Source organism: Ectobacillus panaciterrae DSM 19096, from assembly GCF_000430785.1.
Taxonomy (GTDB): Bacteria; Bacillota; Bacilli; order Bacillales; family Bacillaceae_G; genus Ectobacillus; species Ectobacillus panaciterrae.
Map to the genome: position 1 here is coordinate 25378 of NZ_KE387253.1, position 20899 is coordinate 46276.

The 20899-nt window shown below is 41.6% G+C and carries 20 protein-coding genes; 5 read left to right on the forward strand and 15 right to left on the reverse strand.

All coding sequences use genetic code 11. The features are described 5' to 3' along the window. Nucleotides 1-438 precede the first annotated feature (438 nt). Nucleotides 439-1308, reverse strand: a complete 870-nt coding sequence (locus H540_RS0127395; RefSeq protein WP_028403282.1) for a LysR family transcriptional regulator — start codon at nt 1306-1308, stop codon at nt 439-441. Nucleotides 1309-1406: 98 nt separating this feature from the next. Here H540_RS0127395 and H540_RS0127400 point away from each other — a divergent pair, with 98 nt between their 5' ends. Then, nucleotides 1407-2330 carry a DMT family transporter gene (locus tag H540_RS0127400; RefSeq protein ID WP_028403283.1) on the forward strand — a complete coding sequence of 308 codons (924 nt, stop codon included), beginning with the start codon at nt 1407-1409 and terminating at the stop codon, nt 2328-2330. Between the two features lie 190 nt (nt 2331-2520). Here H540_RS0127400 and scpC read toward each other — a convergent pair whose 3' ends face one another. Next, entirely contained in the window at nt 2521-4035 is a 1515-nt protein-coding gene (gene scpC, locus H540_RS0127405; RefSeq protein ID WP_028403284.1) for a succinyl-CoA:acetate CoA-transferase ScpC, read from the reverse strand. 130 nt (nt 4036-4165) lie between these two features. Next, nucleotides 4166-4810 (reverse strand): LytTR family DNA-binding domain-containing protein, encoded by a 645-nt coding sequence (locus tag H540_RS0127410; RefSeq protein WP_028403285.1) that lies wholly within the window; start codon nt 4808-4810, stop codon nt 4166-4168. A gap of 405 nt (nt 4811-5215) precedes the next feature. Here H540_RS0127410 and H540_RS0127420 point away from each other — a divergent pair, with 405 nt between their 5' ends. Continuing rightward, entirely contained in the window at nt 5216-6610 is a 1395-nt protein-coding gene (locus H540_RS0127420; RefSeq protein WP_028403286.1) for a cadherin-like beta sandwich domain-containing protein, read from the forward strand. 368 nt (nt 6611-6978) lie between these two features. Here the strand turns inward: H540_RS0127420 and H540_RS0127425 are convergent, their stop codons facing one another. From H540_RS0127425 to H540_RS0127435, 3 genes are read right to left on the reverse strand one after another with little or no spacing between them, the layout of a single operon-like run. After that, entirely contained in the window at nt 6979-7197 is a 219-nt protein-coding gene (locus tag H540_RS0127425; RefSeq protein ID WP_245592379.1) for a cysteine-rich CWC family protein, read from the reverse strand. A gap of 40 nt (nt 7198-7237) precedes the next feature. After that, entirely contained in the window at nt 7238-7654 is a 417-nt protein-coding gene (locus tag H540_RS0127430) for a DUF4275 family protein (protein WP_028403288.1), read from the reverse strand. Between the two features lie 27 nt (nt 7655-7681). Further along, on the reverse strand, nt 7682-8563 hold the full coding sequence (locus H540_RS0127435) for a LysR family transcriptional regulator (RefSeq protein WP_028403289.1): 882 nt from the start codon (nt 8561-8563) through the stop codon (nt 7682-7684). Between the two features lie 68 nt (nt 8564-8631). On the opposite strand from H540_RS0127435, the gene H540_RS0127440 reads away from it, so the two are divergent. Further along, nucleotides 8632-9960: an APC family permease gene (locus H540_RS0127440; protein WP_162144564.1), complete on the forward strand. Its 1329-nt coding sequence runs from the start codon at nt 8632-8634 to the stop codon at nt 9958-9960. A 138-nt stretch (nt 9961-10098) separates the two neighbouring features. Here the strand turns inward: H540_RS0127440 and H540_RS0127445 are convergent, their stop codons facing one another. After that, complete coding sequence (locus H540_RS0127445) at nt 10099-10503, reverse strand: (deoxy)nucleoside triphosphate pyrophosphohydrolase (protein ID WP_028403291.1); 405 nt, start codon at nt 10501-10503, stop codon at nt 10099-10101. A 263-nt stretch (nt 10504-10766) separates the two neighbouring features. On the opposite strand from H540_RS0127445, the gene H540_RS0127450 reads away from it, so the two are divergent. After that, on the forward strand, nt 10767-11555 hold the full coding sequence (locus H540_RS0127450) for a Cof-type HAD-IIB family hydrolase (protein ID WP_028403292.1): 789 nt from the start codon (nt 10767-10769) through the stop codon (nt 11553-11555). Between the two features lie 377 nt (nt 11556-11932). Here the strand turns inward: H540_RS0127450 and H540_RS0127455 are convergent, their stop codons facing one another. Further along, a complete protein-coding gene (locus H540_RS0127455) occupies nt 11933-13165 on the reverse strand; it encodes a Zn-dependent hydrolase (protein WP_028403293.1) in 1233 nt (410 codons plus the stop codon). A gap of 481 nt (nt 13166-13646) precedes the next feature. On the opposite strand from H540_RS0127455, the gene H540_RS31095 reads away from it, so the two are divergent. After that, entirely contained in the window at nt 13647-14408 is a 762-nt protein-coding gene (locus tag H540_RS31095; RefSeq protein ID WP_034672086.1) for a TatD family hydrolase, read from the forward strand. Between the two features lie 125 nt (nt 14409-14533). Here the strand turns inward: H540_RS31095 and bluB are convergent, their stop codons facing one another. The 7 genes from bluB to cobA form a co-directional block, all read right to left on the reverse strand. After that, a complete protein-coding gene (gene bluB, locus H540_RS0127465; protein ID WP_028403294.1) occupies nt 14534-15175 on the reverse strand; it encodes a 5,6-dimethylbenzimidazole synthase in 642 nt (213 codons plus the stop codon). 414 nt (nt 15176-15589) lie between these two features. Continuing rightward, nucleotides 15590-16480 carry a GHMP family kinase ATP-binding protein gene (locus H540_RS31100; protein WP_051317321.1) on the reverse strand — a complete coding sequence of 297 codons (891 nt, stop codon included), beginning with the start codon at nt 16478-16480 and terminating at the stop codon, nt 15590-15592. A 29-nt stretch (nt 16481-16509) separates the two neighbouring features. Beyond that, complete coding sequence (gene cbiB / locus H540_RS0127475) at nt 16510-17478, reverse strand: adenosylcobinamide-phosphate synthase CbiB (RefSeq protein WP_034672089.1); 969 nt, start codon at nt 17476-17478, stop codon at nt 16510-16512. 386 nt (nt 17479-17864) lie between these two features. Continuing rightward, nucleotides 17865-18968 carry a threonine-phosphate decarboxylase CobD gene (cobD, locus tag H540_RS0127480; protein ID WP_028403296.1) on the reverse strand — a complete coding sequence of 368 codons (1104 nt, stop codon included), beginning with the start codon at nt 18966-18968 and terminating at the stop codon, nt 17865-17867. Further along, nucleotides 18968-19516 carry a cob(I)yrinic acid a,c-diamide adenosyltransferase gene (cobO, locus tag H540_RS0127485; protein ID WP_028403297.1) on the reverse strand — a complete coding sequence of 183 codons (549 nt, stop codon included), beginning with the start codon at nt 19514-19516 and terminating at the stop codon, nt 18968-18970. Before cobO ends, cobD begins: the two co-directional genes overlap by 1 nt. A gap of 15 nt (nt 19517-19531) precedes the next feature. Next, on the reverse strand, nt 19532-20101 hold the full coding sequence (locus H540_RS0127490) for a nitroreductase family protein (RefSeq protein ID WP_028403298.1): 570 nt from the start codon (nt 20099-20101) through the stop codon (nt 19532-19534). A 1-nt stretch (nt 20102) separates the two neighbouring features. Next, nucleotides 20103-20888 carry a uroporphyrinogen-III C-methyltransferase gene (gene cobA / locus H540_RS0127495; RefSeq protein ID WP_028403299.1) on the reverse strand — a complete coding sequence of 262 codons (786 nt, stop codon included), beginning with the start codon at nt 20886-20888 and terminating at the stop codon, nt 20103-20105. Between the last annotated feature and the right edge of the window lie 11 nt (nt 20889-20899).

The following is a 20899-nucleotide window of genomic DNA, read 5'->3' on the forward strand; positions in this document are numbered from 1 at the left end:
CCCATTCCTGGACCCATACCCATTCCTGGACCCATACCCATTCCAGGAAAGCCTATAATACGTTGAGAATCTAATATCATGTTTTCTCACCTACTTTTTATAAATACTTCATAGCCTTCTACATGCTATGCTTAAAAAAAATAAGAGAGCTTATCTGCCTAAAAATTAGGCGGATATAAACAAGTTGTATGCAAAATTTTATACAAGAGCTACAAATTATATAAAACTGAATAAAAAAATCGTCTTTTTATAGTGGGGCGAGAGCATCCGGCGACGTGCAGAAGCGGTCAAACTCTTGGTCCATGCAAGGATAAACCAGAGAGAGGAAGTAAGTGCCAATGCCGTTTTGTTCGAAATAGCAAATGAAAACGTCGAAATTATAAATCATTTATATATAAAAAACTTCCGATAACGCAAATAAGGAATAGATCGCTATCTCTATAAATAGAATAATTCTTGTACCATTTGGATAAATAATTGTACAGCAAGCGAAGATTCCTTTAATGAAGGAACAGCTAGGCCGATTTCTCTCCAAACCGGCGGCTCCAAGTCCCGGACTTGCACATTAGGCGGCAGGCTTGATAATGACAGCTTGGATAAGATTGTCAGACCTAATCCTTCTTGTATCATGTTTAATGACGTGCTTATGTTAGAAACTGCGAACTCAATTCGAAGCTTTGCTTTAGCATGATGAAACATATCAATAATCGGAGATTCATACCCTCCTTTAAAGATAATCAATGGCTCGTTTTCCAAATCCTTTATACTAACTGAAGATTTATTATGCAGCGGGTGGTCATCTCGCAGTACCACGACCATTCTGTCTTTAGCCAGCGGAATAATTTCCATTTCTTTATTTGGAAGGATAACAATTCCAATATCTATAACACGAGACAATAACCATTCATTTACTTCCTCAAGAGTTCCTTCATATAGGACAAGTTCTAATTTAGGGTATTTTCGTTGGAAGGTGCTAATGATTTTTGGCAAGAAATGAGCAGAGGCACTCGGGAAACTTCCAATGCGAATCGTTCCTAATTCAAGACCTTTTTCGACAGCTACCTCTTGTTCAATCTTTTCTATCCCCTTCAAAATCTCCCGAATATGAACAATAATCCGTTTCCCTACATCGGTAAGAATTAAGCCTTTGCGGCGATCACGAATAATCAGTGTGACGCCTAGCTCTGCTTCAATACTAGATATTGCGTGGCTAACAGCTGGTTGTGTCATATTGAGCGCTTGTCCAGCTTTTGTAAAGCTTCCCATTTCGACAGTTTTTACGAATACCTGAAGCTGTGTAATAGTCATAACTAAATACTTATGCTCCTTATAAAAAACATTCATTTTATTTATTTCACGAGATATCTTACCATGATAAAGCAAGATATAACAAGGAGTGATACAACATGGAAGAACTTTCTCGAACGCGAACAGCTTTTCTCATCGTGTTTCTTGTATTAGTGTGGGGAGTCAATTGGCCTTTGTCCAAATTCGCCCTCTCTTACGCGCCGCCAGTGCTGTTCGCAGGAATGAGAACATTAATAGGCGGGATTCTATTGCTAATCATTGCAATACCAAGATATAAACAGATACGTTTCAAGGAAACATGGTATATATATCTTATTTCTGCTTTGTTTAATATCATTTTGTTTTACGGTCTTCAGACTATCGGATTAGGTTATCTGCCTGCCGGACTGTTTTCCGTCATCGTTTTCCTTCAGCCGGTGCTGCTTGGAATTTTTTCTTGGCTGTGGCTCGGAGAATCCATGTTTGGATTAAAGGTCCTTGGTTTGATTCTTGGATTTGCGGGGGTCGCGACCGTAAGTGTCAAAGGGTTATCTGGTCATATCTCAATCACAGGAATTTTGCTCGCCTTGGGCTGTGCGTTTAGTTGGGCTATTGGAACTGTGTTTGTGAAGAAAGCTGGCAACGTTGTAGATTCAATCTGGTTGACTACGCTTCAGCTTATCATCGGCGGACTTTTCATGATTGGTGTAGGGTCGGAATTTGAGAGTTGGTCCAGCATTGTTTGGGACGTACGATATATCACAGATTTACTGTTTATATCTATCTTTGTAATTGCGGCGGGTTGGTTGGTTTTCTTTAAACTTGTTGGTTCAGGAGAGGCAAGCAAAGTGGCGTCCTATACATTTTTTATTCCCTTCATTGCATTAGTAACCGGTATCCTCTTTTTTAATGAGCCATTTACTATCTATCTTTTAGCAGGGCTTATATTAATTCTCATCAGCATCGGTCTTGTGAATTCCAAACCTAGACTGCTAAGTGTAAAAGAACGGCTTGAACCCAAGAAAAATAGGGTCATAGAGTAACTTTGGCCGGTAGTAATAACTACGTAACTTCTACAGAGCGCCATCAGGCATCCGTTTTTCGAAAGCAGCAGTAGAATTGGATCATAATTGAGAGCCTGGCAATTTATTGCTAGGCTCTCCTGCTATTGACAATAGGTTACATAAATCATCATTCTATCTTATCTCTATAGGAACGTAGTCTCTATTTTTATTACATATGTTGTACAACTTTTTGTAACATGGTTCCATTCTTTGCATAATTAACATGCCAAGAATGGGCTTTTTCTAAGACATGCGGGGTTTGTCCGCCTTTTTTGAGGGCTTCTTGATAATACTCCGTTAATTGCTCACGGTACATCGGGTGAGCGCAGCGTTCGATAATGAGTTCGGCGCGCTCTCTCGGAGCCAATCCGCGCAAGTCAGCATACCCTTGTTCGGTAACAATGACATCCACATCATGTTCCGTATGATCCACATGTGAGACAAAAGGAACAATGCTTGATATTTTTCCGTCTTTTGCAATCGATTTCGTGACAAAAATGCCAAGACGGGCATTTCGTGCAAAATCACCAGAACCGCCAATTCCATTCATCATCTGTGTCCCCATTATATGGGTTGAGTTCACATTTCCATAGATATCTAATTCTAAGGCCGTATTAATTGAAATCAGTCCCATTCGGCGAATCACTTCAGGATGATTAGAAATCTCTTGCGGCCTCAAGATTAGCCTGTCACGATATTGCTCAAAATTTGAGAATACTTGTTCCATCTTCGAGGACGACAAGGTAATCGAACAGCAAGATGCAAAACGGACTTTTCCTGCATCCAATAAATCGAAGACCGCATCTTGCAGCACTTCTGAATACACCTCTAAATCTGTGAACTCAGAATCTAGAAGACCATGAAAGACTGCGTTAGCTACTGAACCAATCCCTGATTGCAAAGGGGCAAGACGATTGGTTAATCGCCCAGCTTCAATTTCCTGCCGCAGAAATGCAATTAAATGTTGGGCCATAGTCACGGTTTCTTCGTCTGGTGCGACGATGGTTGATGGGGAATCAAGCTGGTTCGTAAAGACAATGCCTTTAATTTTCTCTATGTCGACCGGTATTCCCATAGAGCCAATTCGATCATCTGGTTTGGTTAATGGAATCGGAGAACGTTCTCCTTGGCTGCCCGGCTCATACAAATCATGAATTCCTTCTAACAATTCAGGTTGGGCCAAATTAATTTCAACAATAATCGACTTTGCGTGCTGAGCGAATGCCATCGAATTTCCTATAGATGTAGTCGGGATGATCATGCCGTCTTCTGTAATAGAAACCGCTTCCAAAATAGCGAAATCAATTGGATCTAATACATTTGCACGTATCCATTCTGACGTATGAGACAGATGTTGATCGATGAAATACAATTCCCCTTGGTTAATCTTTTTTCGCATGGTAGGATCCGCTTGGAAAGGCAGACGCTTATTGATCATGCCGACCTCAGCAAATAATTTGTCAACGTCCGATCCTAGGGATGCCCCGGTATACACATTGACTTTAAGCGGTTCTTGTTCCGCACGCTTTGCTAACGCAAAGGGAACTGCTTTTACATCTCCTGCTCGAGTAAAACCGCTTAATCCTAGTGTCATGCCATCTTGAATCCAGGATGCAGCTTCTTCTGCAGAAACCACACGCTCCTGTAAACGCTGATCTTGAATACGTTTGTAAACGCTTTCCATTCCAACCACTCCTTACTTATATCTTTTTTTATTATTTTACATGACAAATTTCATAAGGAATGAATTTTGGAATGAAATGAAAAAAAATTGGGATGAAACAGATTATTTTATCCTAAAGCAGAATGAATCTTCAAAATCCAAGTAGTTTTCTGAAATAACTGGCGTAAGATTGACTGACAGGAATCTTGGCTTGATTTTTCATCACTAACAAAAACGTCGAATGCGTATCCGGATAAATCTCCTGAATGTGATTGACATTGACGATATAGGAGCGATGACATCGCACAAAGTAATCCTTTGGTAAAAGAAAATCAAATTCGTTTAACGTATACTTATGGGTACCAGAATATTCTTCGGCAAACACGTGGGTCTTTCGATCACTTGCTTCTAAATACATCACTTTTGAAAAAGGGAGGGGAATCCACCCATCATTGATTTTCACGGTGACTACTGATTTCCCACTCGTCAGAGCAGGAAAAATCGCAGTAACACATCCCTCGAGTTTTCCTTCGTCGAGAAGAGGAACAGCCATACCGTAATAGGGAGTCCCGAACACATCACGATGGATAAATTCAGAAACCTTTTGTTTATTGGCTAACGCTTTATGCGTAATCGTTCCTTCCTTTACCCGGTCTCCTGGCTTAATTTTTAGATTGATCCGTTTACTTGGTCGATAATAAGTATATGTATCTGTATCCGATACGGCAATGGATGTTTCGTCTGAGAATAATTCACTAATAACATCTAGAAGGGAGGATGCTTTAAACTGTTCCATTTCCAACACCTTTCTCGATAAATTTAGTTTTTTATCACCAGTATTAATTTTACCTGTTTTCCATCGCTTTTTCTATGTAATGCCCCGACAAGCCCCCTTATGTTATCCCCTTCAACATATCAAACCTTTGTTGAGTAATAGATATCTACTCAACAAAGGTTTCTTTATGCTGACAAGAAAGACACATGCCGCTATTGGCCAGGGTGATTTTTTATGTTAGCCCGCTTTCTTATTGACGAGTTTATCGCAAAGAAACGCGATGAGAATGTAAAGGAAATTCACCCAGGGTCCAACTATATATCTTGAACTTTAAAAAATTAAGAAAAAGTTAAGAATCAAGTGTTATGGTGAATGAAAATTCCATTTATGAAGATAAACGCAATAGAAGATTTAGGGGGAATACGGATGCGTACAAAAGTGCCAATCAGTAAAGGAGTGAATGCGGTTCTTGTCTCTATATTATGCATGGGTTCGTTTACGTACATACCAACTGCATATGCCGCGGTTGATGGACAAGAACATACATCTACAGTACAAGAGAAACCAAACACTCCTTCCAATTCATTGTCTCGCCTGGAAATAGACGGCGTGCAGCTCGATCAAGCTTTTTCAGCTGATGTGACTAAGTATACCGCTGCAGTTGAAAACGATGTACAGAAAATAACTTTGCTCGCAGCAAGCGATAATACGAATTCTGTTATTACCGTCAATGGTAAACCTGTAACAAGTGGAACATCTGCGGTGTATTCCCTCCAGGCCGGTGACAATACATTTCTCATCACGGTTAATGATGGGACAAACCCGCCCAGCACATATACGCTTACGGTCACCAGAAAGCAAAGCAATAATAACTTTCTTCAAGATATAAAGATATCCAAAGGAGAGTTATCACCAAAATTTGATTCGGCCGTCACCGCTTACGATGTGCAAGTAGCCAATGAGGTTGATGCTATTACGGTTACACCCCAAGATATGGATAAAACTTCCAGTATCAAAGTGAATGATTCCTTGTTTAAAGATACAGGTATTTCAGTCCAACTTCCGGTTGGAGCATCCGAAATTACCATAGCAGTTACCGCAGAAAATGGAGAGACAAAAACATACACCCTTCATGTAACGAGGGAGGCAAAAGAACATGTTTCTCTCCCGACAAAAGCGCCTTCTGCAACGCCTGCTATCCCAACCCAAGAGAGAGCTAAAGGGAAAGCTGCTACAAGTAACACGAAAAAACCAATACAGCAAACGATGCAAAAGAATACGAAAAAACCAATACAGCAAGCGATGCAAAAGAATACGAAATCCTTGCCAAAAACAGAGATGAACAGTGCCGCTACCCTATCCGCTCTGACGGTATCACAAGGGACATGGAACAAAACGTTTTCATCCAACGAGTTTACTTACCATATTTCCGAATCCAGTGACGTAAAAACCATTACAATCAATGCAAGTCCAAGTGATAGCGGGGCAGCCATTTCCATCAACGGCAGCAGTGACACCACGGTACAGTTAGAAGATACTAAACCGAAAACGATTATTTCTGTTGTCGTGACGAAAGGCGAAGAGCGAAAAACATATGTATTAGTTTTCGAGAAAGACATAAAACAAGAGAATACAAGCGAAGCAACAACAAAAGCGACAGAAAGTACATCATCAAACAATACAGTAAGCACACCAGCCAATGCTGACGCGCCTGTAACTGCAGCGGTGCAGAACGAAAGACAAACTAACAATTCATCTTCTCTTTGGGATCGTATAGTAAATAATATTGGTTCGTTTTTTAATTGGCTCTTATCTTTTTAATACTTTTAGATTTGGCCTATAGGTTCTTGAAGATTGAATCAGTTCCTTATTATGAAAGAGGACACTCGTTCGAGCCCCCTATAAAACCCTTGAGAGATCAAGAGTTTTATAGGGGGCTCTCTCAAAGGGCATTTTCTATATATGAGTGAATGATAAATGCGACATGTCCATATGCGATGTGCAACCAAAAGGGAGTATTGCATGCTTCTTCTCTCTGGTTTACCCTTGCATGGACCAAAGGGTTGACCGCTTCTGCACGTCGCCGGATGATCTCTCCTCACTATAAAAAGATGTTTTTTTATTCACTTGTATATATTTTTCATAATCTGTAAAATGTATCTACTTCCTCTTTCATATATAAAGGCTTACTAGATTGGCAACTGCTTCTTCAATTTAAATTCCTTAAGACACTCCTTGCATATGCATGACTTTCCTAGTTGCTCGTACGGAACAATCTCAAAAATCTCTTTCGGGAAAACCTCACTGCCGCACCAGCAAGGCTCATCCTTTTGACCGGCAAGGTTATAACAGCTGTTGCTTTTTCCGCAAATCGGGCACGTTCCGGCGCAGATCATTTCTTCGCTCATATTCTCGCTTCCCCTTTCCGAACTCTATGCGAATCCAACATTACCTTGCCTTCAAACTATAAAAATACGGCCCGCAATACTCTTCATGCGTATGAACATACGTCCATTCAAAATCCTGGTCGACAACATATACATCATCTTCATCGTCAAAGTCTTCAGCTTTCAAACTTTCTGTAGCACTCAGCATAAAGACCCGCTTGCTATGCTGATAGAATACATAGCAGATCTTCTTACTTTGGCTATTGAAAGCGCTCATCGCTTCTTCATTTGTCAGACACGGCAGCTTTTCATAACTGAATACATGCCACAAAAAATCTTCAAAAAATATGGCATTCTTTTCAGCCGAACTAATACCGCCGGCAAACTTGCTTTCCCACTGTTTTCGCAAATCTTCCGCTTTGTTGACAAGCTCAGTCACGACAACATTTTTGTTTCGTAATACTCGCATTAAATCCATATTTTCCCCCCTCTTTCATATAACATGCTAGCCGGAAGCATGCTCCCTCACTGTATTCATAAACTCCCTCGCCGCATGAGACAGCCACTTATCCTTATGCCAAGACATAATGGTTGAAACGCTGCCCAAGCCGGAATCCCAAGGGATGGATCGCAGCTTATTTTGAGCGATATCATTTTGCACTGTCACAAGAGGCAGCATGGAAATACCGAGACCGCACGTGACACATTGCTTGATGGCCTCAATGCTCCAAAACTCCATTCCTGTCTCTGTTGCGATGCCGCGGCTTCTTAAAAACGCCTCGAAGTAATCCCGATAGCTGCCCTGTTCCGTAAACAAAATATTTTCATTCTCCTGTAGCGCAAACGATGCAAGAGTCCTTGTATGATCAACATCTGGCGGCAGGATGACAACCAATGGCTCTTCCACGAGCGCTTCCGTATGCAGCTCATGATCCGCAAAAGGCGCCTGTATAAAGAAGCCTACATCCAATTCCCCTCTGCGCAGCTCCTGCTTCAAGTCCCAGCAAGACCCCGACTTCATGATAATATTCACCTTCGGGTAGCGCTTGCGATACGCCTGGATGATGAACGGCAGGCGGTAAATCGTAAGGGACTCCGGCGCCCCGATGCGCAGCATGCCCGTCTCCTGTTTCTCCATATGGAAAACATCCTTCGCTTTCGTATAAAGCTGTATCATTTCCGAAGCATGCGTCAAAAAGCTTGCACCCACCTCAGTAAGCTGTACCTTCTTTCCGATTCGATCGAACAAAGGCGCACCCAGCTCCTGCTCGAGCGCCTGAATATGAGCCGTAACCGTCGACTGTGCATATCCTAAATGCGTTGCCGCGCGCGTAAATCCTCCCATGTCCACAATCGCCTTTAACGTAATCAAATGCCGTATTTCCATTATTGATTCCCCTTCTATCGCTTTTCCCGATGATTCCTATCACAATTATTCATTTTACCGATGGAAAAATGCTACATATAATCAAAGTATATGAGATTACAATTCTTTTCAAGAACTTTCGAGGTGATACTATGCAAAATGGAAAAATCGGATTCATCCTGCTGAGCGGCTTGATGATCGGTCCTATCTTGGGATCTGGCATCATTATCCTGCCCCCGGCCGTATACGAAACGGCCGGAAACTACGCCATCTTCGCTTGGATGCTCATGCTGGGCTTGAGCATGCTGTTTGCTTACCTGTTCGGCAAACTGAGCATCATGATTCCAGGCGACTCGGGCGTTCCGCTTGCCGTGGAGCGGGCATTCGGAACACACATCAAAAACCTGTCGGCCATCTTTTTCGTGCTGGCCGTCTGCTTCGGTCCCGTCGCGGTTGTCGGAACAGCCGGTCATTATATGCAGCTTCTGACCTCCCAAACATTCGTGCAGGAGAAATGGCTTACGTTCGGCTTGCTGTGCATCGTGTACATCATATTGACACGCAATATCACGGCGGTAGGGAAATTTGCATTCGTTATGTCAAGCTTCATCGTCGTAACCTTGCTCGTTGGCAGCTTGCACACCCTGTTTACAGCGGATGGCAACATCAGCCTGACAGAACCGATCACTGTATACGACTTCGGCCACAGTTTGCTTCTGTTGTTTTGGGCATTGATTGGCTGGGAAATCATCGGCAGCTACTCATTGGAGGTAAAATCCCCGGAACGCACCATTCCGAAGGCTATCGCCTTAAGTTTTACCATCATCGCCGGAGTCAGTTTGGCCGTCGCGCTCGCGTTCCAATGGACAGCGGGCAAAGCCGGGATGAAAGACCAATCCTTGGCGTCCTTGTTGGAGAGTTTGTTCGGAAGCTGGGCAACTCCATTGATCTCGACCATTACAATTGCTCTATGCATCAGCACCGTCTTGCTTGTCATCGGCGCTGTCACAAGGCTTATTTATGATCAAGCAAAAAGCAGCGTACTGCCGAAATGGCTTTCTTTTAAAAATAGAAACAATGTTCCATCCCGAGCGCTCTTACTTATGTTTAGCATTCATTCCGGCATATTCGCGCTCTACTATATAAATATCGTAAGCATTCAACAGCTCGTTGCCATTGCCAACGCCTTCTTTCTATGTAATGCTCTGCTTGGTGTATTGGCATGTATGCGCTTGTTTGCTTCGCCGTTTTTGAAAGCGGGGGCTGCGGTGCTTTCGGTTTGTTTTCTTTGTATTTTACTGTTTTCTTCGCCTTTTATTTTGTTGGGAATTGCGGTTGTTTCGGTTTATTTTTTGTGGTTACAGAGAGTAGAGAACAAGCAGGAGCGAAGGAGTATGTTGAGGCGGGTTGAGGAGTGACGATAAATCGCACAGAGGAATTAGCAGCACATAACACCGCCGCTGTCCACATATCTCGGAGTAATTAACTATGTATCAAATCATGGCGACAAACCGATGAATATCAAATGGTGATTGCACCATCTTGTGCCGGAGAACCTATATATTGGCCTTATCCGATAACAGTGCCTCTACTGTCGGAATATCTGCGGGTGCCCATTCTAAAGAACGCAATTCTTGAAGGGGCACCCATTTTAATTCCGCGTGCTCCTTTGCCTCCGGCGTTCCTTTTGTGATTTTTGTTTTATAGGTGAGTAGATTTACAATTACCTTCTCGTATTCATAAGTCGTGTCTTCAATGAGCTCGTACACTTCCACAGTGCAATCAAGCTCTTCTTTAATTTCGCGCACGAGCGCCTCTTCAGGCTTTTCACCCTCTTCGGTCTTTCCACCTGGAAATTCCCATAAATTCGGATGGGACATTTCAGTTGAACGCAATGCGCATAGGATATCGCCTTGTTCATTGAATGATACGGCTCCTACGACTTTTACTGTTTTTTTCATAGGGGTTGCTCCTCTCTTTAAGTCATTATTAAAATTGTAACATCAATTAACAGCAAAGAAAAAGAATGAAGAAAGTTTATAACAACAAACTAAATACTCACAATACATGCTCTTATCCCTAATTCATTTTCACTCCCCGCCCGACCAAAAATAGAAATCTTCCGTTTTTTCCCAAACTGTTTTTTATGATAAAATTCCCTTATACAACCCACAATAGCTAATCACCTTAATGCTACAAAATTAAAGGAGTATGGAAAAATATAATGACTGACTACAAAATTTTATTTTTAGACATTGATGGAACGATTTTAAGGCCTGATGATACGATCGAGGATTCCACTAAAAGAGCTATTGCTCAAGTTCAGCAGAAAGGTGTGGAAGTTTTTCTCGCGACTGGTAGACCGCTGCATGAAATATCGCATATCGGAGAAGAGCTGAACATCCACTCTTTCATCGGTTATAACGGTGCTTACGCCATACATAAAGGGACGGATGTATTTAAAGAGCCGATGAACGCCGAGACTGTAGAGCACTTTTTAAATATTGCTAAAAAACATGGTCATGAAATAATCATGTATACAAATGCAAAGAATATCCTCACCTCTTTAGATGCTCCAATGATGAAACAGTTTATAAAGAGATTCCATTTACAAAAAAATGAATTGTTCACTCCGGATGTCATTCATGATATTTTGGGTATGACCCTTATTAACTTAAGTGAGAACGAACCCGCGCTTTATGAAAGGGACGATAAAATTCATTTAGCACAAGTGAATTTAGAAGGATTACGTCATAGTTATGATGTCATAAGAGACAATGTCAACAAAGGACTTGCCGTTAGAATAATATTAGAGCTTCTCGGCATTCCGAAAGAAGACTCTATTGCCTTTGGCGATGGCATGAATGATAAAGAAATGCTCAAGGCTGTAGGTGAAGGCTTTGCGATGGGAAACGGGCATCCTGATCTTTTTGCTTATGCTAAACATAAAACAACAGAAGTAACTCATTCAGGTATCTATAACGGATTAAAATCACTCGGGCTGGTTAACTAAAAAAGAAAGGTCTTCTCTTAGACCTTTCTTTTTCCATAATGAATACTTCATTGTTTTTTAATCTGCTCCTGCTACTTAATGAACATCTTTTATAGTAACACCTCTTACTCTTATATAAATCCACATTGTTATTCCGACATATCTATCTTTTGCCACGTAGAACAAAAGGGAAACTGCGCTCGCTCCCTCTCTATGGCTTACCCCTGCGTGGGCCACGAAAAGGGTTTGACCGCCTCTATGCTTAGCCGGATGCTATCTCCCCCCCCTAAAAGAAAAGTTTTTATGTCGATTTTTTTAATTGCATTTATATAGACACCAGCAGCAGAAGGAGCAACTTTTTATTTTACCTATCATTTTAAAAATTTAGACTTACATTCTTATTTAGATAACATCGTCAGAACAGTTTCTAATAGTACGTTTACTCCTTTTTCACAATCTTCCCAAGCGGTAAGCTCTTCTTCGCAATGACTTTTTCCGTTTATGCTTGGAACAAAAAGCATGGCAGATGGTATAAAGCCAGCTACGAATTGGGCATCATGTCCTGCGCCGCTAACCATTCTTTTATGCGAATACCCAAATAACTCTGCGGATTGTTCTAGTAGATTACAAATTTCTTTTTCAAACCAAACTGTATCCCGATCCCATAGTTTTGTGGCTTTTACCGCACAGCCCTCTGTCAATGATGACTGCGGAAGTTCACGTATGATGTTCTCAACCAAGCTGATAATCTCTTGATTCTTATGCCTTGCTTCCAGTGAAAAAACAACTTTATTAGGAATAACTGTATGTATATTCGGAAAAACGTTTACCCTTCCGATTGTATACACTAATTCACTATCAATCGCACCTAGTCTTTTGCGAGCTTCAGTAATTAAGTTATTCGCTGCAAAGAGGGCATCCCTTCTCATATCCATAGGAGTTGTCCCTGCATGATTGGAATCTCCTGTTATTTCTATCTCGTAACATACCATCCCGACTACACATTCAACGATACCGATAGAAAGAGATTCCTTATCAAGAATCGGACCTTGTTCAATATGCAATTCCAAGTAGGCTGCTGCATCTTTCAAGCGATTTTCTCTTTCACCTGCGTATCCGCTGGCATGTAAAGCTTCCTCAAATACGATACCATCTGAATCTGTTTTTTTCAGCATCACAGACTTTTCAAATTTCCCTGAAAGGACCCCAGATGCCATCATGGACGGTTCGAACCTGGCGCCCTCTTCGTTTGTAAAATTCACAATCGTGATTGGAATGTTTGGTTGAATATGATTCTCTACCAGCGTTCTGACGATTTCTAAACCAGCCACTACCCCTAGTACCCCATCGAACCGGCCGCCTTTTTTTACCGTATCTAAATGGGAACCAATGAGTATAGGAGGTTTATCTTCGACACCTTCAAGAGTAGCATATATACAACCCATATCATCAACTTTGATAGACATACCTAATTCTTCACAACAAGAACAAAAGTAATCTCTAACTAAACGATCCTCTTCTGATAACGATAGCCTCGTTACTCCATTATTTTCCGTACGGCCGTAGTTTGCAAATCGTTCAAGTTCATTCTTTAGCCTTTCCCCATTAATCAATAACTTTTGTCGTTGCATTTTCAACACTCCTTTTCAAATGTTTAGAGTTTGAATAGGTATGTCTTTCTTTGATGAGTATTTAGTGTAATCAAATTAATTATTACACAAAAAATATGTTAATCCTGCTCGTTTGTGAGTTTATCTGGCATACATTTTTATGTAGGGGGTTGTTTCAATGAAACGGTATAGTAACCCTTCGCAAACTTTTCAGTTTAGTGAAAAGCAAGTTATAATAAAATGATGGCTTTAACTGTTTTATAAGTTTTCCAAAAAAACTTTATACTGTCTATGTATGTAAGGCTATTACACCTGATCCAAAATATAGCTTACTATATACACATTATGGGGAAGCTTCAACATGTCCCCTTATAGTAAACGGGACCTCTACAGGACGCCGGAAACACTAATCAAACTCAATCCTGATGTTCTGTTGCAGATGATTGAAAAGTTAACGTTTATAAAAATATTTTGAACAAAACCTATGTATAGGAGATTTTATATGTTTGATGCCCATATTCATCTGAATCAGTATAAAGAGATAGATCAGCAGATTGAACGCTGGAAAAACGCAGGCATAACAGGTGTTGTAGCTGTTTCAACTGATTTACAATCCAGCTATGAAACTCTTTCCTTAAAACAAAAATATCCGGATTTTATTTTTGCTGCGATTGGATTTCATCCTGAACAGCCCTTGCCCCCAGCTCAAGACGTGGCCGAGTGGGAACGTCTTTTACACAATGAACGTCATTTGGTTTCAGCCATCGGTGAGGTCGGATTGCCTTATTACTCATTGCAAAAATATGAGAATGCTTCGTTAGAGAGCTATATAGATTTTCTTGATAATATGGTGTCTATCTCTAAGGCGGAAGCTTTGCCACTCGTTCTTCATGCCGTTCATTCTCACGCTCCAATTGCCTATGATATATTAGTTAAACATCAGATTAAAAAAGCACATTTTCATTGGTTAAAAGCAGCTCCTTCTGTCATCGCGCAAATCGTTAAAAGCGGGTATTACATTTCCGTGACCCCTGAGGTATGCTACCGAAGCCGAGACCAGGAATTGGTTCATCAGCTCCCGCTCAATCAATTATTAATCGAAACAGATGGACCTTGGCCATTTTCCGGGCCGTTTCAAAATAAATTAACCTCTCCCCTTTTCTTACAAGATGTTACTGAGAAGATTGGAGAATTAAAGAAAATGGCCTATGAAACCGTGTTACAGCAAGTGAAATTGAATACACTTGCCTTATACAAAGGATAACGGGTTATGGCGTGAGAAAAACCGGGTAAAAACCGCCCGATCCTTGTTTCTTATGTCGAATTTTTAAATTAGACTTATATAAAAAGCAACCCGAAAAATTCGAGTTGCTTCCATATAGATCATTATTATTGCTGTCCCCATATATCATGAAAAATTAAGTTTTGAAGAGATCTCCGTTTTTCCCAATTGACTTGTTCTAAAATGGGGGCTGATGGATAGTCATCTGTATATCCGATAGAAAGTAAGGCCACAGGATCAATATGAGGCGGGATTTGTAATATATCTCTTACATCATTTTTCTTATAAAAACTTACCCAGCCCATTGCCAGCCCTTCCGCACATGCAGCTAACCACATATTTTGGATAGCGCACGCTGTGGAAAGAATATCTGTTTCTGGAATCGAATTTCTTCCCAATACGTGAGATCCTCCACGCGTCGGGTCACATGTTACACAAATGGTCAGCGGCGCTTGTTTAATTCCTTCCACTTTTAGACTTAAAAAATGCGCTGCCCGTTCTTCCTGGTAGTGAATAGCTAATGCTTTTCTTTCTTTTTCCGCAGCCCATGCTAGTTTTTCTTTCTTTTCAGATGAACTTACTAAAATAAAATTCCATGGCTGCATAAACCCTACTGATGGCGCATGATGGGCCGCTTGCAGAATTCGCTGGATTGCATCAAGAGGAATGGGAGCAGGAAGAAAACTGCGAACATCTCTCCTTCTATAAATCACATTGTAAATCGCTTCTTTTTCTTCATTACTAAACATTTTATACCCACCTCTCCGGCTCTTCATTAAACCTTGTCTATTAGGCAAGAATATTAAGAATTGATTGAACGGTTATAGAAATGAATAAAGCATACGGTAATTGCCAATCGGTTTCATCCGATACGATTATCTATTCTAGAAGCTGTACAATCCTTCCTTTTATCGCCTATATAGAAATTTATCAACTGCAAAGGCACCCTGTATGATTGCCTCATTAAGATTAACACTTTACCTATATATGAGTGAACTATAATTTCGACATTTCCATGTGCGATGTGCAGCCAAAAGGGAGTATTGTATGCTTCTGGTTTACCATTGCATGAACCACTACAAAGGTTTGACCGCTTCTGCACCTCGCCGGATGATCTCTCCCCACTATAAAAAGACGGTTTTTTTTATTCACTTGTATATAGCTTATCGAAACTGATATTCCTTACAATTTACATCTCCGCCAAAATAGGAAAACGGTTTTATCCTAGAGTTTTTTATAATAAGTGATATTTGCCTTGAAATCTGTGAAAAGACTTCACTAATGCTTGGGTCGTTCGCATCTAATAAAATCCCTATAACAGTTCCGCTATGGGCTATGACAAGCCCTCCCTGGTATATATTAGATAATCTTTCAAATTCACTAAAATAAGGTTTTGGCAATATTTTTTGGTTAATATGAGCGCTGATCGTAGCTGCCTTACAAATGGAAGACAAATTCTTATTCCTTATTCCTATCTTTGCCAGCTCATACGCCTCTAAAAACTTATGTCGATCCCGCCAGTCATACGGTTTCGATAATTGATTGAATTGAATCGTATCTACAATTCCGCCTGCATCTATTCCAATTAACACGAAGGGAGGCAAGGGGCCCAGGCTTTCAATAAGTTGGCCATGTATGTAATCATACGCAACAACATCATCATACATTACTCCATCTGTAGGTTCGATTTCACTCGCAATAGCGGAGATAATGTCTTCTGTCAGAGGCAGGGAGTAACTATGAGCAGCCGCTTTGATTGCAGCCACAATATCCGCCGAACTGCTCGCCATTCCCTTGCCGGCTGGAATATTTGAATGAATTTGCAGACGTCCTCCGCCCTTCATATCAAACCATTGAAGCAGCTTTTTACAAGCTTCTATCGCTTTCGTGTTTGAGTGCGAACCAGTAATCTCAGAATCTGTTATATTAGGTATAAAGATAGCCTCACTTCTTAATGTTGGTATTGGCAGCGTTATTAAAAAAGGACGTTCGCCCAGAACGCCTTGTACAAGCTCTCCAAATGTGCCATTACAGCTCCCCTTGCCTACTTTCATTGTTAAAGCTCCTGTTCTGCTCATGATATTTAAGAAATATAGTATGCAACCAATAAAGAAATGGTAAAAAACAGAAGAACGCAAATCATCGATGTGGTTCTCATAACCTCGATTGTTCGTATAATATCATCTGATTCAATTAGGCGGTTCGGCTCCCCCATCTTGGCCCGATGCGAAGCAACTCCGTTATAAAAATTTGTGCCCCCGAGTTGAATGGCAAGTGCACCTGCGGTTGCCGCCTCTGGAATTCCGCTGTTTGGACTTGGATGACGCTTTGCATCACGCTTTATCATTGCCCATGCATTTCGTACATCTAGTCTCTTAACCCAACAAGCAAGCAGCATAAAAAGAGCTGTCAAACGAGCGGGTACATAATTCAAAAGGTCATCAAACCGAGCTGAGGCCCACCCTAAGTTCTGATACTTCTCATTTTTATACCCAATCATTGAATCTAACGTATTGACGGCCCGATACGCCATAGCAAGAGGCGCGCCTCCTATAAGCGCATAACAAAAGGGAGAAATGATTGCATCCACAATATTTTCCGCCACGGTCTCAACTGCTCCGCGTGAAATTTCCCCCTCATCAAGTTCCTCTGTATCTCTTCCGACAATCATCCCTAGACTTTGTCTCGCTTTGGATAAATCATTGTTTTTTAAATGCCGATACACTTCCATGCCTGCATCTCCAAGGCCTTTCGTTGCAACGGTTGTTGAAATAAGCCAAATTTCTGCAATGACCGCGAGCCAATGATTGACTAAACTTATTGTGTAAAGCAACAATGCAACAATACCATATGTCCCGCCGGCAATGAGGATGGGAAATAGGAGACCGGCAAGCTTTAATGCTTTTTCCTTCACTACAAATTTTCGAATGACCTTTTCTAATAGACTAATACATTTCCCCATCAACACTACCGGATGAGGGAGCGCACGAGGATCGCCAACAATCCGATCGATTATGTAAGCTGTGAAAATATAAATTGAATGAGACAGCATCTAGTCAGCCCTCCTGATTCCTTACTGCTTCACAAATTGCATCATAGACAACCTATCGCATTACCTATATACAAGTGAATAAAAAAACGTCTTTTTATAGTGGGGAGAGATCATCCAGCGACGTGCAGAAGCGGTCAAACCTTTGTAGTGGTTCATGCAAAGGTAAACCAGAGAGAAGAAGCATGCCATACCCCCTTTTCTTTGCACATCGCACATGGACATGTCGAATTTATCATTCACTCATATATACATGCGGATGCTCTAGCCCCTCCCGCAAAAAATAGGGTTTTTTCATCCAGAAATATACACCATCATGCTCGTTTCTTATGTCGAATTTTAAATTGGACTTATATATTTTTCATTACCGCCAGTGATATAGGTTCATATCATTGTTTCTTCCCCTCTTCAACCACTTCTTTAAAAGCTTCGATGAGATGATCGTTTTCTTGCTTTGTTCGGACCGCAATGCGAAAGTCGTGTAATGTTAATCCCGGATACATCGAGCAGGAGCGGATTAAAATCCCCTTTTGTCCCATTTTCCATTGCAAATCGGCGGCTGTTATCTCTTCTGGGAGCCGAACTAAGAGAAAATTGGCTTGTCCCGGGAAGACAAACCAGCCTAAATTCTCTTCTATGGAACACTTCACATAGCTTCGCTGCTCCTGAATAAGAGCAATCGTTCGTTCTTCATACTCCTGTTCTTCAAGACAAGCTTCGCCGGCAACGAGCGCAAGCTGATTTACACTCCATGTCACTTGTTTACCTTGTATCTTTGAAATGAGAGCTGGATGTGATACCGCATATCCAAGACGCAGACCTGGTATAGCGTAAAACTTCGTCATCGAACGAATGAAAATGACATGTTTAAATGTTTCCAAGTCTGGAAGCAGGGTAATTTGTTTCTCATATGGAAGAAAGTCAATAAAAGCTTCATCAATAACGAGATATGTATTGGTTTTTTCGGCCTGTTTCGCTATTTGAACTAGCTCTTCCCTTGAATACAGCACTCCTGTTGGGTTGTTCGGGTGACCAATAAACACGAGGTCTGTTTCTGTAAGCAACTGGAACAAATCTGAAATATCCGGTTTAAAATCATTGGCAAGCTTTCCGTAGCACGATTTGATTTTCGCTCCGAATGATACGGCAAGCTGCTCGTATTCCGAAAAACATGGATACACAACACCGACTGTTTCTGGCTGCAATCCTAAAATGACAAGGGCCATGCACTCTGCTGCCCCATTTCCAATTAAAATGTGTTCGGCAGTAACAGCAAGCTTCTCAGCCAGCCGCTGTTTTAACAAGCGCTGTGCAGGATCGGGATAATGAACGATCGTTTCAAGCTGATCCTTTAGTATCTTCATCATACCCGTTGGCGGACCGAGCGGATTAATGTTGGCACTGAAATCCAACAGCGGCTTCTCCTTGCTTCCAAACAGCTGCTTAGCTGTTAGTAAATCTCCGCCATGTCCATATTTTTCAATCCATGCCATTAAAATTCAATTCCTTTCACAGCCGGAATTCCTTCATTATAATAGTGCTTCACTGCCTTCATTTCCGTAACTAAATCAGCGCAAGCTTTAATCTCTTCCTTTGCCGACCGCCCCGTAATCACAAGGTGCATGCCCTGTGGACGATTTTTAATCAAATGAATTACCTCTTGCAGGGGAAGAACATCATCAATCGGGAATTTTTCGATTGCAAGAGCATTGTTGAGTTCATCTAAAATAACAACATCATACTGACCAGAGGAAACCTTTTCTTTTGCAAATGCCCACGCTGTTTGCAGCGCCTCGCGATGCTCCTCTGGTGTCTTCGTCCAAGTAAAGCCAACTCCTGTTTGATACATTTCAATTCCTAACTTATCAAACATTATCTTTTCGCCATATGTTCGCTGCGGAGATTTAATGAATTGAATGATCAATACGCGCTTTCCACGCCCGACTGCCCGCAGCGCAAGTCCTAGCGCAGCGGTTGTTTTTCCTTTTCCATCACCCGTATACAAGAGCACAAGCCCTCGTCTGTTTTCTGCTGCTTCCATATCTTTACCTCTCATTTACAGCCAGACTGTTTTTTCTTCAAAGGATGTTCGAGCCGGCGCCTTCATCTTTTTCAACGCCTCGTCATCTGGATAGCCGATAAACAGATTTCCGATTATTTTTTTGTTTTCAGGCGAACCGATGAACTGGTGCATCCGTTCGTCATGAACAAGACCGACGCCTCTTGTCCGCCAAACAAAGCCTAAGCCCAATTCTTTGGCGGCAAGCCACATGGAGTGAATCGCGCAGCATACCGCGTATTCATTATCCTGAGACGCCTCTTCATCTCCCGGAACCATGTCAGCTGTCACAACGATGTGAACAGGTGTGGTTTTCAGTACCTTCAGGGAGCTCTCTACTAGATGAGGTTTTGTTGGAAAACGCTCCTGTAAATATACAGTAGCAAGTTCCTCGTAGCGTTTTTTTGCCTCGCCTTTTATAACATAAAAGCCCCACGGCTCTCTCATGCGATCGTTCGGCGCCCATGTAGCGGCTTCTAATAATGTCTTAATCTTTTCATCTTCAACCTCACGTGCCACATAGTCGCGAATCGCTCTTCGATTTTTTAATTCTGCTATGATCGACATATTAGTTCCCCCCGATGTTACTCTCTTTTTTTCCTTCCAATTCTTCAAACCACTTTATTTTTTCTCGTAATCCGACCACTTCGCCCACAAGAACGATCGCAGGATGCGTGATTTGCGCATTGGCAGCAACATATTCAATCGTTTCCAGATTCCCTGTTACTGTCTGCTGTTTTTCCGTTGTTCCCCATTGAATAACAGCAACAGGTGTATCAGAACGCTTCCCATGCTCAATCAGCTTTTTGCATATGTAACTTAAATTGCCAACACCCATATAAAACGCAATCGTATCAATCCCTTGCGCCAGAGCTGACCAATTTAAGTAATCTTCTCCCTTTTCGGCGCGGCCATGACCTGTTACGATGGCGAATGAAGAAGCATGGTCGCGATGCGTAACCGGAATTCCCGCGTAAGCAGGCGCCGCAATACCCGATGTAATCCCGGGCACAATTTCATATCGTATGCCGCGCTCCGCCAGCACTTCTGCTTCTTCGCCGACACGGCCGAACACACAAGGATCGCCTCCCTTTAAACGAGTGACTGTTTTTCCTTCGCATGCTTTTTCCACTAAAAGCTCATGAATTTGTTCTTGAATCAATTCATGTTTACCTGGAAGCTTTCCGCAAAAAATGAGTTCCGCATCATCCTCGGCATACTGCAGCAGCGCTTCGTTAGCTAAGCGGTCATATAAAATAACGTCAGCCTTTTGAATGCACTCCATTCCGTAAACTGTAATCAACTTCGGGTCTCCTGGTCCTGCACCGACAAGATATACTTTTCCTGTTGTCATAATTGATCTCC

Bases quoted from the DNA above. Each gene is read 5' to 3' on its own strand.
- H540_RS0127490 (WP_028403298.1), bottom strand. From the start codon at position 20,101: ATGTCGATCATAGCAGAATTAAAAAATCGAAGAGCGATTCGCGACTAT.
- H540_RS31100 (WP_051317321.1), bottom strand. From the start codon at position 16,480: ATGAAAGTAGGCAAGGGGAGCTGTAATGGCACATTTGGAGAGCTTGTA.
- H540_RS31095 (WP_034672086.1), top strand. From the start codon at position 13,647: ATGTTTGATGCCCATATTCATCTGAATCAGTATAAAGAGATAGATCAG.
- H540_RS0127450 (WP_028403292.1), top strand. From the start codon at position 10,767: ATGACTGACTACAAAATTTTATTTTTAGACATTGATGGAACGATTTTA.
- H540_RS0127400 (WP_028403283.1), top strand. From the start codon at position 1,407: ATGGAAGAACTTTCTCGAACGCGAACAGCTTTTCTCATCGTGTTTCTT.
- H540_RS0127410 (WP_028403285.1), bottom strand. From the start codon at position 4,810: ATGGAACAGTTTAAAGCATCCTCCCTTCTAGATGTTATTAGTGAATTA.
- H540_RS0127445 (WP_028403291.1), bottom strand. From the start codon at position 10,503: ATGAAAAAAACAGTAAAAGTCGTAGGAGCCGTATCATTCAATGAACAA.
- bluB (WP_028403294.1), bottom strand. From the start codon at position 15,175: ATGTTTAGTAATGAAGAAAAAGAAGCGATTTACAATGTGATTTATAGA.
- H540_RS0127430 (WP_028403288.1), bottom strand. From the start codon at position 7,654: ATGGATTTAATGCGAGTATTACGAAACAAAAATGTTGTCGTGACTGAG.
- cobA (WP_028403299.1), bottom strand. From the start codon at position 20,888: ATGACAACAGGAAAAGTATATCTTGTCGGTGCAGGACCAGGAGACCCG.
- H540_RS0127420 (WP_028403286.1), top strand. From the start codon at position 5,216: ATGCGTACAAAAGTGCCAATCAGTAAAGGAGTGAATGCGGTTCTTGTC.
- scpC (WP_028403284.1), bottom strand. From the start codon at position 4,035: ATGGAAAGCGTTTACAAACGTATTCAAGATCAGCGTTTACAGGAGCGT.
- H540_RS0127435 (WP_028403289.1), bottom strand. From the start codon at position 8,563: ATGGAAATACGGCATTTGATTACGTTAAAGGCGATTGTGGACATGGGA.
- cobD (WP_028403296.1), bottom strand. From the start codon at position 18,968: ATGGCATGGATTGAAAAATATGGACATGGCGGAGATTTACTAACAGCT.
- H540_RS0127425 (WP_245592379.1), bottom strand. From the start codon at position 7,197: ATGAGCGAAGAAATGATCTGCGCCGGAACGTGCCCGATTTGCGGAAAA.
- H540_RS0127395 (WP_028403282.1), bottom strand. From the start codon at position 1,308: ATGACTATTACACAGCTTCAGGTATTCGTAAAAACTGTCGAAATGGGA.
- cbiB (WP_034672089.1), bottom strand. From the start codon at position 17,478: ATGCTGTCTCATTCAATTTATATTTTCACAGCTTACATAATCGATCGG.
- H540_RS0127440 (WP_162144564.1), top strand. From the start codon at position 8,632: ATGCTACATATAATCAAAGTATATGAGATTACAATTCTTTTCAAGAAC.
- H540_RS0127455 (WP_028403293.1), bottom strand. From the start codon at position 13,165: ATGCAACGACAAAAGTTATTGATTAATGGGGAAAGGCTAAAGAATGAA.
- cobO (WP_028403297.1), bottom strand. From the start codon at position 19,516: ATGGAAGCAGCAGAAAACAGACGAGGGCTTGTGCTCTTGTATACGGGT.